Origin of the sequence: Massilia timonae CCUG 45783 (assembly GCF_000315425.1) — a bacterium.
GTDB classification, from domain to species: domain Bacteria; phylum Pseudomonadota; class Gammaproteobacteria; order Burkholderiales; family Burkholderiaceae_D; genus Telluria; species Telluria timonae.
The window spans coordinates 2,195,886-2,211,579 of sequence record NZ_JH992922.1 but is presented as its reverse complement, the minus strand read 5'-3'; the positions used below and the strand labels follow the sequence as shown (position 1 = coordinate 2,211,579).

Genomic DNA, 15,694 nt, shown 5'->3' with positions numbered 1-15,694 from the left:
AGTAGCATTTCCATCTGGATCTGGTACGGGCAGCTTCATCAGCCCCGTGCTATCGTACTGAAATGGCTGAAAAAATCATTCTGATCAATGACCTGCGCTCTTCCGCGCTGCAGGTCCCGGCCGTGCCCGAAGCACCGACTGGCCTGCTCAGCGACGCGCTGGGCCGGCCCCTGCACGACCTGCGCATCTCGGTCACCGACCGCTGCAACTTCCGTTGCGTGTACTGCATGCCGAAGGAAGTCTTCGACAAGGATTACCAGTACCTGCCGCACGGCGACCTGCTGTCGTTCGAGGAAATCACGCGCGTGGCGCGGCTGTTCATCGCGCACGGCGTCGAAAAGCTGCGCCTGACCGGCGGCGAGCCGCTGCTGCGCAAGAACCTCGAGCGCCTGGTCGCGATGCTGCGCGCGCTGCCGACGCCGAGCGGCCGTCCGCTCGACCTCACGCTCACCACCAACGGCTCGATCCTGGCGCGCAAGGCCCAGGCGCTGAAGGATGCGGGCCTGGACCGCGTCACGGTCTCGCTCGACGCGATGGACGACAAGGTGTTCCGCAGCATGAACGACGTCGACTTCGCCGTCGCCGACGTGCTGCACGGCATCGACGCCGCCCACGCGGCCGGCCTGGGGCCGGTCAAGGTCAATATGGTGGTCAAGGGCGGCACCAACGACGACCAGCTCCTGCCCATGGCGCGCCACTTCAAGGGCTCGCCGACCATCCTGCGCTTCATCGAATTCATGGACGTCGGCGCCTCGAACGGCTGGAATATGCGCGAGGTGGTACCGTCGCAGGAGGTCGTGCGGCGCATCTCGGCCGAGCTGCCGCTCGAACCCGTCGCGGCCAACTACAGCGGCGAGACCGCCTCGCGCTGGCGCTACGTGGATGGCGGTGGCGAGATCGGCGTCATTTCGAGCGTCACCCAGGCCTTCTGCGGCGACTGTTCGCGCCTGCGCCTGTCGACCGAGGGCAAGCTGTATACCTGCCTGTTCGCCACCCGCGGCCACGACCTGCGCGCGTTGCTGCGCGCGGATCGCAGCGACCTCGAGCTGTCTGGCGCCATCGCCCAGCTGTGGCGCGGACGGGCCGATCGTTATTCCGAGACACGCACGGCGGAGACCGGCATCGGGCAGCGCGACGGCGCGCGCAAGGTTGAAATGTCCTATATAGGCGGATAATGGAACAAGGGATGATCAGCGGACTGGTATTGGCGGGCGGTCGCGGCTCGCGGATGGGCAATGTCGACAAGGGCTTGCAGCCCTTCCGCTCGAGCACCATGGTCGAGCACGTGCTGGCGCGCCTGCGGCCGCAGGTCGGGCCGGTGGCGATCAGCGCCAACCGCAACCTGGATGCCTACCGCGCTTTCGACGCGATGGTGCTGCCCGACGAAGTCGCGGACGGAGTGGAACCCTATCCCGGGCCGCTCGCCGGTCTCGAAGCCGGCCTGCGCCATTGCGCCACGCCCTACCTGCTGGCCGTCCCTTGCGACTCGCCCTTCCTGCCGGCCGACCTGGCATCTCGCCTGTTCGCCGCGCTGCAGGAAGCCGATGCCGACGTCGCCTACGCCGCGACGCAGGAAGCCGGCAAGCGCGCGCAGCCGCATCCCGTGTTCTGCCTGGTGCGCGCGGACCGGCTGCCGCAGCTGTCGGCCTACCTGCTCGAGGGCGGCCGCCGCGTCGACGGCTGGCACCGCGACCTGAAGGCGGTCGAGGTGGTCTTCGACGACGCCGACGCCTTCCGCAACATCAATACCCTGGACGAGCTGCGCGGGCTGGACGACCCTTCCCCGCCCTTCCCTGCCAGCCTGGCCCAGGTGGCGAGCTGCATCAACGGCTACGATCCGGACGCGCTGCGCGTGCAGGACGCCCAGCGCATCATCCGCGACTTCGTGCAACCCGTGCGCGCGGTGGAAATGGTGGCTTTGCGTTCATCCCTCGGCCGCGTGCTGGCGCGCGACCTGGTCTCGCCGATCAATGTGCCGGCGCACGACAACTCGGCCATGGACGGCTACGCGCTGCGCGGCGGCGACCTGCCGGCCGAAGGCACGGTCACGCTGAAGGTGGTCGGCGTCGCCTACGCCGGCAAGCCGCTCGACATCACGCCAGGACCTGGCGAATGCGTGCGCATCATGACCGGCGGCGTGATGCCGGCCGGCTGCGACAGCGTGCTGCCGCAGGAATTCGCCGAGAGCACGACCATTGATACCGTCACCCTGCGCGCCGGCGCGATCCGTCCAGGGGACAACCGCCGCCTGGCCGGCGAAGACCTGAAGGCCGGCAGCGCCGCCCTGAAGGCCGGCCGCGTCATCCGCCCGGCCGACCTGGGGCTGTGCGCCTCGCTCGGCTTCGCCGAGATTCCCGTGCAGCGCCGCCTGCGCGTGGCCTTCTTCTCGACCGGCGACGAGCTGCGCTCGATCGGCGAAACGCTCGACGAGGGTTGTGTGTATGACAGCAACCGCTACACGATCTACGGCATGCTGGCCCGCCTGGGCTGCGAGATCATCGACATGGGCGTGGTGCGCGACAGCCCCGAGGCTTTGGAAGAGGCGCTGCGCACCGCCTGCGAGAACGCCGACGCCATTATTACTTCGGGCGGCGTCTCGGTCGGCGCGGCCGACTACACGAAGCAGGTGATGGCCGAACTGGGCGACGTGACGTTCTGGAAGATCGGCATGCGTCCGGGCCGGCCGCTGGCCTTCGGCCGGGTGTCGTCCAACGGCCGCAGCGCATTTTTATTCGGCCTGCCGGGCAATCCGGTGGCGGTGATGGTGTCGTTCTACTTCTTCGCGCGCGAGGCGCTGCTGCGCATGATGGGCGCCGAGGCGCCGCTGCCGCTGCTGCGTGCGCGCTCGATCGAGGCGATCCGCAAGAAGCCGGGGCGCACCGAATACCAGCGCGGCATCGTCGCGCGCGGGGCCGATGGCGAGCCGGAGGTGCGCATCACCGGGTCGCAGGGCTCGGGCATCCTGCGCTCGATGTCGGAGGCGAATTGCATGGTCGTGCTGCATGATGGGCAGGGCAGTGTCGCGGCGGGGGAGATGGTGGATATCTTGCCGTTCGAGGGGTTGTTCTGACAGCTTGATAGGCACTGAACTCGTGGCATGGGCGGCGGAGCCGCCCATGCCACATGCTTCACATTATTCAACAATCAATCGTCCCGCTCCAGGCCATCCGGCCCAAGCATCAACTGCGCCGCCTCGCTCGGCAACGCCTCCACCGATTTCAATTTGCGCGCCATCTGGCGGCTGCGCACCTCGGCGCTTTCGATGTTCTTGGCCGCCTTTTCCAGCGTCAGCTTGGTGGTGGCCAGCACGTCGCCGAACTTGGTGAACTCGGTCTTGACCGCCCCCAGCACCTGCCACACCTCGGACGAGCGTTTTTCCAGCGCCAGGGTGCGGAAACCCATCTGCAGGCTGTTGAGCAGCGCCGCCAGCGTCGACGGCCCCGCGATCGTCACCCGCAGGGTGCGCTGCAGCTCGTCGGCCAGGCCGGGACGGCGCATCACCTCGGCGTACAGGCCCTCGGTCGGCAGGAACAGGATGGCGAAGTCGGTCGTCTGCGGCGGCGACACGTATTTATCGCAAATGGTGCGCGCTTCGCCCCGCACCGCCCGTTCCAGCTCGGCGCCGGCGCGCGCCACGCCATCGGCATCGGCTTCATCGCTGGCCAGCAGCAGGCGTTCGTACTGCTCCTTGGGGAACTTGGCGTCGATCGGCAGCCACAGCGGCGCGCCGCCGTCGACCACGCCGGGCAGCTTGATCGCGAACTCGACCCGCGCGTTCGAACCGGCCACCGTCTCGACGTTCTTGGCGTACTGGTCGACGGTGAGCACCTGCTCCAGCAGCATCTCCAGTTGCACCTCGCCCCATGTGCCGCGGGTCTTGACGTTGGTGAGCACCCGCTTCAGGTCACCCACGCCGATCGCCAGCTGCTGCATCTCGCCCAGGCCCTGGTGCACTTTTTCCAAGCGCTCCGACACCTGGCGGAACGATTCGGACAGGCGCGTCTCCAGCGTCGCATGCAGTTTCTCGTCGACCGTCTGGCGCATCTCTTCGAGGCGTTTGGCATTATCGCTTTGCAGGTCGCGGATCTTGGTTTCGAGCGTGTTGCGCACCTCGAGCATGCGCTGGGCGTTCGATTCGGTCAGATTGCCCAGCGTCTGCTGCAGGGTGTCGGCGAAGCGCTTCAGCGCGCGCGCCTGTTCCTCGCGCCCGCTACTGGAGTGCAGCTGCATCTGCTGGCGCATGCTGTCCAGTTGCTGGACCGTGGCATTGTGATATTGAGCGAGGTGAGCGGCCAGTTCCTGGCGCGTCGCCTGGGCGCTCGATTGCAGCTCCTGGCGCAGCTCGCGTTCCAGGCGTTCGACGTGGGCGCCGTCGCCATTGCCGCGCATGCGCAGCAGGACGACAACCAGCAGGCCGGCCACGACGACGAGGCCGACCAGGATGAGGATTTCGGCGACGGTCATGGTGGCGCTCAATCAGGTTTGTTGCGCATCCAGTCCGCGGTCTGGAAGAAGGAATTCATCATGCGCACACGCAGCGTGTCGTCGTAGCCCAGGTCTTCCATGGCCCAGGCCATGCAGCGCAGCCACTGGTCGCGCTCCGCGCTGCCGATCGCGAACGGCAGGTGGCGCGCGCGCAGGCGCGGGTGGCCGTAGCGTTCGATGTACAGGTCGGGGCCGCCCATCCAGCCGGACAGGAACATGAAGGTCTTTTCGCGCGAGCTGTCGTTGGGCACCGGGTGCATGGCGTGGATGCCGGCGAAATCGGGCTCCAGCTGCATCAGGTCATAGAAGCGGTCGACCAGCGCCCGCAGGCGCTCGCCGCCGCCCATCATCTCGTACAGGGTCTGGGATTCGGCGGGGGTTTCGGTGTGATGTTCGGACATCCCGCCATGATAGCGCAGGCGCCGCGGACCGTGTCCTCGGCGCCTGCATTATCGCGCTTACGCTTCGCGCAGCGTTTGCAACGGCGGCTGCCGCAACACCCCGCGCAGGCCCAGCCAGCCGCCGACGATCGCGCACAGCGCGCCGACGAACAGGCCCGCGATCCATACGCCCGGCTCGAACACCCACGGGAACTTGAACTGGTAGGTGGCCAGCGCCCAACCCAGCGCCGCCGCGCCGCTCGCCGCCAGCAGGCCCGCCAGGCCGCCCACCAGCACGAACTCGATGCGCTGCGCCTGCGCCAGCTGCTGGCGCGTGGCGCCCAGCGCGCGCAGCAGGCCCGCTTCGCGCGTGCGCTCGGATTGCGATCCCATCAGCGCCGCATACAGCACCAGCACGCCGGAAGCGAGCGTGAACAGGAACAAAAATTCGACCGCCGTCACCACCTGGTCCAGCACGTCCTGCAGCTGGCGGATGATGCCCGAGACATCGATCACCGTCAGGTTCGGATGGTTGCGGGTCAGCGCATTGCCCAGGTTCGCCCCCTCGGGCGGCACATGGAAGGCGGTCATGTAGGTGGTCGGCGCATCGGCCATCGCCGCCGGATTAATGATGACGAAGAAGTTGGCGCGCATCGAGCCCCATTCGAGCTTGCGCACGCTGGTGATCTTCGCGTCGACGAGCAAGCCCGCCATGTCGAAGCGCATGGTGTCGCCCAGCTTCAGGCCGAGGCGCTCCATGATGCTCTGCTCGACCGAGGCCTCGGCCACGCCCGGCGCGTCCCTGAACCATTCGCCCTGCACCACCTCGTTCGCCTGCGGCAGCACATTGGTCGTCGACAGGTTGAATTCGCGGTTGGCCAGGCGCCGCGCCTCGCCGTCCTGGAAGGTGTCGCGCGTGATCGCGTTGCCATTGATGGCCGTCAGGCGGCCACGGATCATCGGGTACAGCACGGGTTCCTTGACGCCGGCCGCCAGCAGCTGGCCTTCGACCGCCTGCTTCTGCTCGGGCAGGATGTTGATCACGAAGCGGTTCGGCGCATCGGCGGGCGTGGCCAGCTGCCAGGCCGCCATCAGGTCGCCGCGCACCACGGTCAGCAGCAGCAGCGCCATCAGGCCCAGCGCCAGCGACACCACCTGCACCACGGTGGCGCCGGGACGGCGCTGCAGCGAGGTGACGGCGAAGCGCCAGCCCTGGCTCTTGAACGCGCCGCGCATCCGGCGCAGCCCTTGCAGGCCGAGCCAGGCCACCAGGGCGAAGAAGGCGAAGCCGCCCAGGAAGCCGCCGGCGGTGATCAGGGCCAGGGTCGGGTCGCCCGCCTGCCACAAAAGCAGCAGGAAGAACACGCCGACGCCGAGGCCATAGGTCGCCAGCGCGGCCGGCTGCGGCGCGCCCTGCTCGCGCCGGATCACCCGGTTGTGCGGCACGTTGCGCAACTGGAGAATCGGCGGCAGCGCGAAGCCGACCAGCAGCATCAAACCGGTCGCCACGCCCTGCAGCGCGGGCAGCATCGACACCGGCGGCAGCTCGGTCTTGATCAGCGAGGCGATCATCTCGAGCAGCACGAAGTGGGCGCCGAAGCCGACCAGCACCCCGATCACGCTGCCCAGGAGGCCGATGAATCCGAATTCGAGCAGGTACAGCACGGTGACCTGGTTCTGGGTCAGGCCCAGGCAGCGCAGCATGGCGCAGGCGTCCAGGTGGCGGCCCATGAAGCGGCGCGCCGCCATCGCCACCGCGACCGCCGCCAGCATCGCCGACAACAGGCCCACCAGCGACAGGAACAATCCCGCGCGATCGAGCGTCGCGCGCATCTCGGGGCGGCCGTTTTCCAGCGTCTCGATGCGCACGCCCTTGATGTTGTTGTCGCGGATCTGGGCGCGTATCCACTGTTCGTAGTCGCGCACCGCGGCCATGTCGTTCACGTCCTTCGAGGCGACCATCAGGCGGAAGCTCACGCGCGCGAAGTCGTCGACCAGGCCGGTGGCCTGCAGGTCTTCCAGCGCCAGCATCACGCGCGGCGCGAAGTTGGCGAACGAAGCGCCCTTGTCCGGTTCGGTGGCGATCAGCTGGGCGATGCGGAACTGGCTGTTGCCCAGGGTGAGCATGGCGCCGACCTCGGTGCGCAGCTGCGGCAGCAGGCCGGGATCGACCCAGACCGTGCCGCGCGCCGGCACCTCGCGCGTGGGCGTGCCCTGCGCGCCGCCGGCGGCGACAGGGTCCGTCGTGATGCTCATCTGGCCGCGCAGCGGATAGCCTTTTGACACCGCCTTGATCGACGACAGCTGGGCCAGCGAGTCGTCGCCCTCGCCGGCTTGCGCCATGCTCGGGAAGGTGACAGTGTCGGCCAGCAGCAGGCCACGCTTCAACGCTTCGGCGCGCCACTCCTGGCGCACCGGGTCGTCGGTATTGACCAGCAGGTCGGCGCCGAGCAGCTGGTGGGCGTCGCGGTCCATGCCGGAGCGCATGCGGTCGATGAAGAAGCCGACCGAACTCAGTGCCGCGACCGCGACGATCAGCGCCACCAGCAGGAAGCGCAGCTCACCGGCGCGCCAGTCGCGCGCCGTCATGCGAAGAGCCTGGACGAACATGGATCCGCTCCGTTCTTGAAGGTCAGGCGTTGGCGAAGAAGCCGTCGACTTCGGCCAGGAAGGCGCGCTTGCGCTCCGGGTCGACGAAGGCGGCCTGGAAGCTGTTGCGCGCCAGCTGGCGCGCATGACTTTCGTCCAGCGGCAGCGCCTCGAAGGCGGCGAAGTAGTTCTCGTTGACGTAGCCGCCGAAATAGGCCGGATCGTCCGAGTTGACGGTCACCGCGAGATTGGCGTCGAGCAGGGTGCGCAGATTGTGCGAACCCATCACGTCGAACACGCGCAGCTTGATGTTCGACAGCGGGCACACGGTCAATGCCATCTGCTCGCGCGCCAGGCGCTCGACCAGGGCCGGGCTTTCCAGGCTGCGCACGCCGTGGTCGATGCGCTCGACCTTGAGCACGTCGAGCGCGCTTTCGATATACGCCGGCGGGCCCTCCTCGCCCGCATGCGCGACCAGGCGCAGGCCGAGCGAACGGGCGCGCTCGAACACGCGCGCGAATTTCTCGGGAGGGTGGCCGACCTCGGACGAATCGAGGCCAACGCCGATGAACTTGTCGCGGTAAGGGAGCGACTGCTCGAGCGTGGCGATGGCTTCGTCTTCGGACAGGTGGCGCAGGAAGCACATGATCAGGCTGGCGCTGAGCGGCGCATCCTGGCAGGCGCGCCAGATGCCGTTGATGACGGTCTCGAACGGCACGCCGCGCGCGGTATGGGTTTGCGGATCGAAGAAGATCTCGGCGTGGCGGACATTGTCGGCATGAGCGCGCGCCAGATAAGCCGCGGTCATGTCGTAAAAGTCTTGTTCCTTCAGCAGCACGCTGGCGCCGGCATAATAAATGTCGAGGAAAGACTGGAGATCGGTGAAAGCGTAGGCCTCACGCAACGCTTCGACCGAGCTATAAGCGAGGTCAACGCCGTTTCTTTGCGCAAGCTCAAAAATCAGTTCCGGTTCGAGCGAGCCCTCGATGTGGATGTGCAGTTCTGCCTTGGGCATGTTCTGCAGCAGGTTGCGCAGGCGTTCGTCGAGCATGGTTTTCTCCAACAGGTACATCGGTAAATATTCAATAGTGCGGGTCAGGTTGACCCGACCGACAAGTGTAACGCATGCCGGCTTTCCGCCTGCGCCAAGGCGAAAATGGCTGCGTTCGGCTTTATGACATGCACGATTCGCGTGCGCCGCGTGTTGAGCAGTTCGTGCACTATCGGCGCACAACGGAAGAAAATGGAGATGCCGCCGGCATGCCGATCTTTCGTTCAAACCGGCCTCGACGCCGTGTTCCGGCCTCACCTTCCCAGGGCCGCCGCGACGCCTGCAAAAACCGACTTTCAATAGTTGAATCAAGCACTTGGTACCGCTTCAACAGCTCGCACGACACTGCTTTGACTTCGGAAACTAATAGGCACATAATAAATTTCATAAACGCAAAAAAGGCGTTCTCCACCACGCAAGGATTTGGCTATCCGCCGAATCGACAAGACGCAATCGCACGTGAATTCCTTTAACGGCGCCGGCCATCCCGGCGCGGCACGTGACGACCGAACAAGGAGACCGCGATACCGGGGCCCCGGGCAGCTTCGACAGTGGCTGCTGTGACAGTGATTCGTTGTTGGCACATTAAAGGAACTTCAATGAGCATCTTTGAAAACTACGCGGCCCGCTATGAGCGTACCCGGGAAGAGGAATACTCCCTGGCGGAATATCTCCAACTGTGCAAGAAAGACCCGCTGACCTATGCCAGCGCGCCGGAACGCATGCTGGCCGCGATCGGCGAGCCGACCCTGGTCGATACCCGCCTCGATCCGCGCCTGTCGCGCATCTTCGCCAACAAGGTGATCAAGATCTATCCGGCCTTCCGCGAGTTCTACGGCATGGAAGAAGTGATCGAGCAGGTGGTGTCTTATTTCCGCCATGCGGCGCAGGGACTCGAAGAGCGCAAGCAGATCCTGTATTTGCTCGGTCCGGTCGGTGGCGGCAAATCGTCGATCGCCGAAAAACTCAAAAGCCTGATGGAACTCGTGCCCTTTTATGCGATCAAGGGCTCGCCGGTGAATGAATCGCCGCTGGGCCTGTTCAGCGAAGAAGAAGACGGCACCATCCTCGAAGAAGACTACGGCATTCCGCGCCGCTACCTGCGCGCCATTCCGAGCCCGTGGGCGGTCAAGCGCCTGCACGAATACGGCGGCGACATCAACAAGTTCCGCGTGGTGAAGCGCTATCCGTCGATCCTGAAACAGATCGCGATTTCCAAGACCGAACCGGGCGACGAAAACAACCAGGATATTTCTTCGCTGGTCGGCAAGGTCGATATCCGCAAGCTCGAGGATTTCCCCCAGGACGATCCGGACGCCTACAGCTATTCCGGCGGCTTGTGCCTGGCGAACCAGGGCCTGATGGAATTCGTCGAGATGTTCAAGGCGCCGATCAAGGTGCTGCACCCGCTCCTGACCGCCACGCAGGAGGGCAATTACAAGGGCACCGAAGGCTTCGGCGCGATTCCCTTCGACGGTATCGTGCTGGCGCACTCGAACGAATCCGAATGGAAGACCTTCCGCAACAACCGCAACAACGAGGCTTTCCTCGACCGTATCTATATCGTGAAGGTGCCGTATTGCCTGCGCGTGTCCGATGAAATCCAGATCTACGACAAGCTGCTGCGTAATTCCTCGCTCGACAAGGCGCCATGCGCGCCCGGCACCCTGCGCATGATGTCGCAGTTCGCCGTGCTGTCGCGCCTGAAGGATCCGGAGAATTCGAGCATCTTCTCCAAGATGCTGGTCTACGATGGCGAAAACCTGAAGGACACCGACCCCAAGGCCAAGTCGCTGCACGAATACGTCGACTATGCCGGCGTGGACGAAGGCATGAACGGCCTGTCGACCCGCTTCGCGTTCAAGATCCTGTCCAAGGTCTTCAACTTCGACAATACCGAAGTGGCGGCCAATCCGGTGCACCTGCTGTACGTGCTCGAACAGCAGATCGAGCGCGAGCAATTCCCGCCCGAGACCGAGCAGCGCTATCTCTCGTATATCAAGGAACACCTGGCGCAGCGCTATGTCGATTTCATCGGCAAGGAAATTCAAACCGCCTACCTGGAAAGCTATTCCGAGTATGGCCAGAACATCTTCGACCGCTATGTGACCTTTGCCGACTTCTGGATCCAGGACCAGGAGTTCCGCGATCCGGACACCGGTGAAAGCTTCGACCGCGAATCGCTGAACGCCGAGCTGGAAAAGATCGAAAAGCCGGCCGGGATTTCGAATCCGAAGGATTTCCGCAACGAGATCGTCAACTTCAGCCTCAGGGCGCGCGCCACCAATGCTGGAAAGAATCCGGCCTGGACCAGCTATGAGAAGTTCCGCAGCGTGATCGAGAAGAAGATGTTCTCGAATACCGAGGAACTTTTGCCGGTGATTTCCTTCAATGCAAAAGCGAGCGCCGAGGATGCGAACAAGCACGCCGACTTCGTCGCCCGTATGGTAGAGAAAGGCTATACACCAAAGCAGGTGCGTCTGTTGTGCGAATGGTATCTGCGTGTGCGCAAGTCGTCGTGACAAGGCGTGTTGCCGAATGGCTGCAGGCCGCCACCGGCAAGACGCGACGCTGCGCGTGCGCCGCACGCTCGTTCGCGCAGCGTATTAAGATAGGGGTGCCGTCGCATGCGACGGCGCCAGAGCGCGAGCGGTAGATCTTGTGCCGACAGTTCCGCGCTTATACTAAGCAGGAGGCCTGTTTTGACTTACCTCATCGACCGTCGCTTGCAGGGCAAGAACAAGTCTGCGGTCAACCGCGAACGTTTCCTGCGCCGCTACAAGGCGCAGATCAAGGATGCTGTCGGCCGCGCCATCAAGGGCCGCTCGATCACCGACATCGAGAACGGTGAAAAAGTCACCATTCCCGTCAAGGACGTGAACGAACCGCATTTCGGCCACGCCCATGGCGGCGTGTATGAAACCGTCAACCCCGGCAATACCGAGTATCAAAAGGGCGACCAGTTCAACCGGCCCCGCGGCGGCGGTGGCGGCGCCGGGCGCGGCCGCGCCGGCAACAGCGAACAGACCGTCGAAGACGATTTCATCTTCGAGCTGTCGCGCGAAGAATTCATGAATTACTTCTTCGAGGATCTCGAGCTGCCGAACATGGTCAAGACGCAGCTGACCCAGACCATCGAATACAAGAACCAGCGCGCCGGCTACAACGTGTCCGGCACGCCCTCGAACATCCACGTGCTGCGCTCGCTGCGCGGCGCATTGGGGCGCCGCATTGCCATCGGCGGCCCCGCGCGGCGCGAACTGGCGGATGCCGAAGAAGCGCTGCAGGCGCTGCTCGACCAGGGAGCGCCGTCCGACGATGAACAGGTGGTCGCGCTGAAGGACCGCATCCATCACCTGCACATTCGTCTGAACGCCATTCCGTTCATCGATCCGTTCGACCTGCGTTACGCAAACCGGATCAAGGTCCCCAAGCCCAGCACCCAGGCCGTGATGTTCTGCATCATGGACGTGTCGGGCTCGATGGACGAGACGCGCAAGGATACGGCCAAGCGCTTCTTCATCCTGCTGTATCTCTTCCTCAAGCGGGTCTATGAAAAGATCGACGTCGTCTTCATCCGCCACCACACGGCGGCGGCCGAGGTCGACGAGAACGAGTTCTTCCATTCGCGCGAGTCGGGCGGCACCGTCGTCTCCTCGGCGCTGCATCTGCTGCAAAAAGTGATCACCGAGCGCTACGGCAGCGCCGACTGGAACGCCTACGTGGCGCAAGCGTCGGACGGCGACAACTGGGACAACGACTCGGTGCTGTGCAAGCAGATTCTCACCAGCGCGATCATGCCGCGCGTGCAGTATTACACCTATGTCGAGATCACCGATGGCCCGCCGCAGAACCTGTGGGAGCAATATTGCGACGTCGCCGCCCAGCACCGCAATTTCGCGATGCAAAAGATCGTGACCCCGGCCGACATCTATCCGGTATTCCGGGAACTGTTCAAGAAGCAGGCCAAATAGCCTGCGGACGGGTCAAAAGACATACCTGCAGTCAACAGCGAGGCGCCCCATGCCAAGAGATCCAAGCAATCCGCGCGCCCTGCCCGAACAGTCGGAGTGGACCTTCGACCTGATCGAGCAGGCGCACGAAGAAATCAAGCGGGTGGCCAAGCGTTACGGCCTGGACACCTATCCGAACCAGCTCGAGATCATTACCGCCGAGCAAATGATGGATGCCTACACGTCGGTAGGCATGCCGGTCTCCTATAACCACTGGTCGTTCGGCAAGCATTTCCTGAGTACCGAGAAAAGCTACCGCCGTGGCCAGATGGGCCTGGCCTACGAGATCGTCATCAACTCGAATCCCTGCATCGCCTACCTGATGGAAGAAAACAGCCTGACGATGCAGGCGCTGGTGATCGCCCATGCCGCCTACGGCCACAATTCTTTCTTCAAAGGAAACTACCTGTTCCGCAGCTGGACCGATGCCGACGCCATCGTCGACTATATGGTGTTTGCCAAGAACTATATCGCCGAATGCGAGCAGCGCTATGGGATCGATGCGGTCGAGGAGTTGCTCGATTCCTGCCATGCGCTGCAAAACTATGGCGTCGACCGCTACAAGCGGCCGGCCAAGCTGTCGGTGGCGCAAGAGGCGGCGCGCACCAAGGAGCGCGAGGAATACGCCCAATCCCAGGTCAATTCGATCTGGCGCACCCTGCCCCAGCGCGAAGAACAGGTGGCGGCGGATGCGCCGACCCACCGCTTCCCGCCCGAGCCCGAGGAAAACCTGCTGTATTTCATCGAGAAATATGCGCCGCTGCTCGAACCCTGGCAACGTGAGCTGGTGCGGATCACGCGCAAGATTTCGCAGTATTTCTATCCGCAGCGCCAGACCCAGGTGATGAACGAGGGCTGGGCCACTTTCTGGCACTACACGATCCTGCAAGACCTGTATAAAGAGGGGATCGTCGGCGACGGCTTCATGCTCGAGTTCCTGCAAAGCCATACGAACGTGGTTTATCAACCGCCGGCCAACAGCCCGTATTACAGCGGGATCAATCCCTATGCCCTCGGTTTCGCGATGATGACCGATATCCGGCGCATCTGCGAAAACCCGACCGATGAAGACAAAACCTGGTTCCCCGACATCGCCGGCAGCGACTGGCTCAAGACGCTCGACTTCGCGATGCGCAACTTCAAGGACGAGAGCTTCATCGCCCAATACCTGTCGCCCAAGCTGATTCGCGACTTCCATTTCTTCGCCGTGCTCGACGACGACCGCAGCGACAAGCTGACCATCTCGGCCATCCACGACGAGGCCGGCTACCGCTACGTGCGCCACAAGCTGGCCGAGCAGTACAACCTGGGCAGCCGCGAGCCGAACATCCAGGTCTGGCAAGTCAATACGCGCGACGACCGCGCCCTGACCCTGCGCCACACGCAATACAACCGCCGCCCGCTCAATGGACAGGCGCAAGAGGTGCTCAAGCACGTGGCCCGGCTGTGGGGCTTCGACGTGCGGCTCGAAACGGCCGATCCGGCCGGGCACGTGGTCAGCTTCCTCGAGTGCCGGCGCGAGAAACGCGGGCGCTGAGCGGCGCGCACGGCCTGGCTTATTGTTGACTACCGCGACCGTGGCGTGGACGGCTACGCCGTCCACGCGTCCAATCCAGGCTCGCACGGCGACTCACGCCTTGCTTGACTACGTGGGCAGTAGAGCCGCCTCCCCCCCATGATTTCGCGGCTAACCGTTCCTGCCGGCGGTTTTGCCCTACCTTTTATTCCGCATTAACGCCCCACTGCGCGGCGCCAGCACCTTGCCTTGCCTATGCATGTTCAATTAGGCTCATCTGCTATCGCCAACATACAGATTTCATGGTATGTTCCCGACATCACATGTTAGCGCTGTCACAACCAAGTCATGGTAATTTGACGGTGAAGGACCTAGCACTAACTAAGTAATATAGTTTGTCGCAGAAGGTGTGGGAGCGCGCAGCTTTCATTCCTGTCGAGACGAAGCATCAAATGGCGCACGGTTGAGCCATCGCAAGCAGTCTAAGGCGTATCACTTTTATCTATACCTATGTACGCGCGGGACGGCTTCCAGGGAAATCCGAGGAGGCCGGAGGGTAATAAGAATTGGCTATTGTTTGCAGAAAGACCATTGTCGAGTCATATTAAATTTGCCAAGCGACTGATTTGGCATCAGAAATTTGGCAAACATGACATCTACACTGATCTTCCACGCGATGAGGAGAATCGATACATAAAACTACACATTTTCCGGCCTTCCGGACCCCTCAAACCGACCTCGCCGGGCTTGTATAGATGAGCTTGTTTGCCTGCATTTACAGGTAGTTAGCGCACCTTTCGCTGCTGTAAAAATGTATGTGCAAAAAAGAATTCGTAGGTATAATTCTTCGATGTCCCGGATGCGGCTCTAGGCTTTTGTCGTGTTTAGTGGGTTTGGTAGCAACAAAAAAGAGTTGGTATTGGAGAAATATGGCATGAATTTTTCGAATGAGAAGCAACCCGGGAAAAATTTCACAGGCTTCATCGTAGTCGTCATCCTTCACATCATCGTGGGATGGGCGCTCGTCGCTGGCCTGGGTACCCGGATCGTCAGCACGGTGACCGAAGCTGTGGAAACCAAGCTGATTGAAGAGACCGCGCCGCCGCCGCCGCCGGAAACTCCGCCGCCGCCGCCGCCGCCAGAAATGAAAGCGCCGCCGCCGCCGTTCATCCCGCCGGTCGAAGTGCAGGTGCAGCAACCGCCACCACCGCAAAACACGATCGCTACCGCGACCAACACGCCGCCGCCAACCACCCAGCTGGCTCCGCCGGCACCGCCAGCTCCTCCGGCTCCGCCGGCACCGCCGGCACGTGGTCCTAGCCGTACCGAGGCAGTGGCTGACTTTAATACTTGCGCACGTCCGGAATATCCACGTTCGTCGCAGCGCAATGAAGAAACCGGTACCACGACCCTGCAGTTCCTGATCGGTGTCGATGGTCGGGTGATGGAAGCCAAGCTGGCGAAGTCGAGTGGCTTCCGTGACTTGGACCGAGCCGCGCAATCGGCTCTGAGCAAATGCCGATTCAAGCCCGCCATGATCGATGGCAAGCCGGAACAGGCGTGGACAGCGGTGCAGTACGTCTGGACGCTGGAATAAAACCGAGACAGGTCACCGTCTCAAACTTTGATTGTCGTTGTCGTTAAGTTCAGCGAACTGTCT

General features: G+C 63.4%; 11 protein-coding genes. 7 read left to right on the top strand and 4 right to left on the bottom strand.

All coding sequences use genetic code 11. The features are described from left to right. Positions 1-62: 62 nt before the first annotated feature. Entirely contained in the window at positions 63-1,175 is a 1,113-nt protein-coding gene (gene moaA, locus HMPREF9710_RS09330) for a GTP 3',8-cyclase MoaA (protein ID WP_005665803.1), read from the top strand. An 11-nt stretch (positions 1,176-1,186) separates the two neighbouring features. Continuing rightward, complete coding sequence (moeA, locus tag HMPREF9710_RS09325) at positions 1,187-3,070, top strand: molybdopterin molybdotransferase MoeA (protein WP_005665802.1); 1,884 nt, start codon at positions 1,187-1,189, stop codon at positions 3,068-3,070. A gap of 74 nt (positions 3,071-3,144) precedes the next feature. On the opposite strand, the gene HMPREF9710_RS09320 is transcribed toward moeA, so the two are convergent. From HMPREF9710_RS09320 to HMPREF9710_RS09305, 4 genes are read right to left on the bottom strand one after another with little or no spacing between them, the layout of a single operon-like run. Then, entirely contained in the window at positions 3,145-4,464 is a 1,320-nt protein-coding gene (locus tag HMPREF9710_RS09320; RefSeq protein ID WP_005665801.1) for a DNA recombination protein RmuC, read from the bottom strand. Between the two features lie 8 nt (positions 4,465-4,472). Next, positions 4,473-4,886 (bottom strand): group II truncated hemoglobin, encoded by a 414-nt coding sequence (locus tag HMPREF9710_RS09315; RefSeq protein WP_005665800.1) that lies wholly within the window; start codon positions 4,884-4,886, stop codon positions 4,473-4,475. Between the two features lie 57 nt (positions 4,887-4,943). Continuing rightward, positions 4,944-7,475 (bottom strand): ABC transporter permease, encoded by a 2,532-nt coding sequence (locus HMPREF9710_RS09310; protein WP_005665799.1) that lies wholly within the window; start codon positions 7,473-7,475, stop codon positions 4,944-4,946. 22 nt (positions 7,476-7,497) lie between these two features. Next, entirely contained in the window at positions 7,498-8,505 is a 1,008-nt protein-coding gene (locus HMPREF9710_RS09305) for an adenosine deaminase (RefSeq protein WP_005665798.1), read from the bottom strand. Positions 8,506-8,579: 74 nt separating this feature from the next. Between HMPREF9710_RS09305 and HMPREF9710_RS27805 the strand changes: the two genes are divergently transcribed. From HMPREF9710_RS27805 to HMPREF9710_RS09285, 5 genes are all read left to right on the top strand, one after another. After that, entirely contained in the window at positions 8,580-8,978 is a 399-nt protein-coding gene (locus HMPREF9710_RS27805) for a hypothetical protein (protein ID WP_157225464.1), read from the top strand. 126 nt (positions 8,979-9,104) lie between these two features. After that, positions 9,105-11,027 carry a PrkA family serine protein kinase gene (locus HMPREF9710_RS09300; protein ID WP_005665796.1) on the top strand — a complete coding sequence of 641 codons (1,923 nt, stop codon included), beginning with the start codon at positions 9,105-9,107 and terminating at the stop codon, positions 11,025-11,027. Positions 11,028-11,207: 180 nt separating this feature from the next. Continuing rightward, entirely contained in the window at positions 11,208-12,479 is a 1,272-nt protein-coding gene (locus HMPREF9710_RS09295) for a YeaH/YhbH family protein (RefSeq protein WP_005665795.1), read from the top strand. A gap of 49 nt (positions 12,480-12,528) precedes the next feature. Then, positions 12,529-14,055, top strand: a complete 1,527-nt coding sequence (locus HMPREF9710_RS09290; protein ID WP_005665794.1) for a SpoVR family protein — start codon at positions 12,529-12,531, stop codon at positions 14,053-14,055. Positions 14,056-14,968: 913 nt separating this feature from the next. Then, positions 14,969-15,631 carry an energy transducer TonB gene (locus tag HMPREF9710_RS09285; protein ID WP_005665793.1) on the top strand — a complete coding sequence of 221 codons (663 nt, stop codon included), beginning with the start codon at positions 14,969-14,971 and terminating at the stop codon, positions 15,629-15,631. Positions 15,632-15,694: the final 63 nt, after the last annotated feature.

What these genes read in the sequence shown, in the direction of transcription:
- HMPREF9710_RS09300 (WP_005665796.1), top strand. Translation starts at nt 9,105, where the DNA reads ATGAGCATCTTTGAAAACTACGCGGCCCGCTATGAGCGTACCCGGGAA.
- moeA (WP_005665802.1), top strand. Translation starts at nt 1,187, where the DNA reads ATGATCAGCGGACTGGTATTGGCGGGCGGTCGCGGCTCGCGGATGGGC.
- HMPREF9710_RS09285 (WP_005665793.1), top strand. Translation starts at nt 14,969, where the DNA reads ATGAATTTTTCGAATGAGAAGCAACCCGGGAAAAATTTCACAGGCTTC.
- HMPREF9710_RS09290 (WP_005665794.1), top strand. Translation starts at nt 12,529, where the DNA reads ATGCCAAGAGATCCAAGCAATCCGCGCGCCCTGCCCGAACAGTCGGAG.
- HMPREF9710_RS09310 (WP_005665799.1), bottom strand. Translation starts at nt 7,475, where the DNA reads ATGTTCGTCCAGGCTCTTCGCATGACGGCGCGCGACTGGCGCGCCGGT.
- moaA (WP_005665803.1), top strand. Translation starts at nt 63, where the DNA reads ATGGCTGAAAAAATCATTCTGATCAATGACCTGCGCTCTTCCGCGCTG.
- HMPREF9710_RS09320 (WP_005665801.1), bottom strand. Translation starts at nt 4,464, where the DNA reads ATGACCGTCGCCGAAATCCTCATCCTGGTCGGCCTCGTCGTCGTGGCC.
- HMPREF9710_RS27805 (WP_157225464.1), top strand. Translation starts at nt 8,580, where the DNA reads ATGCCGGCTTTCCGCCTGCGCCAAGGCGAAAATGGCTGCGTTCGGCTT.
- HMPREF9710_RS09315 (WP_005665800.1), bottom strand. Translation starts at nt 4,886, where the DNA reads ATGTCCGAACATCACACCGAAACCCCCGCCGAATCCCAGACCCTGTAC.
- HMPREF9710_RS09305 (WP_005665798.1), bottom strand. Translation starts at nt 8,505, where the DNA reads ATGCTCGACGAACGCCTGCGCAACCTGCTGCAGAACATGCCCAAGGCA.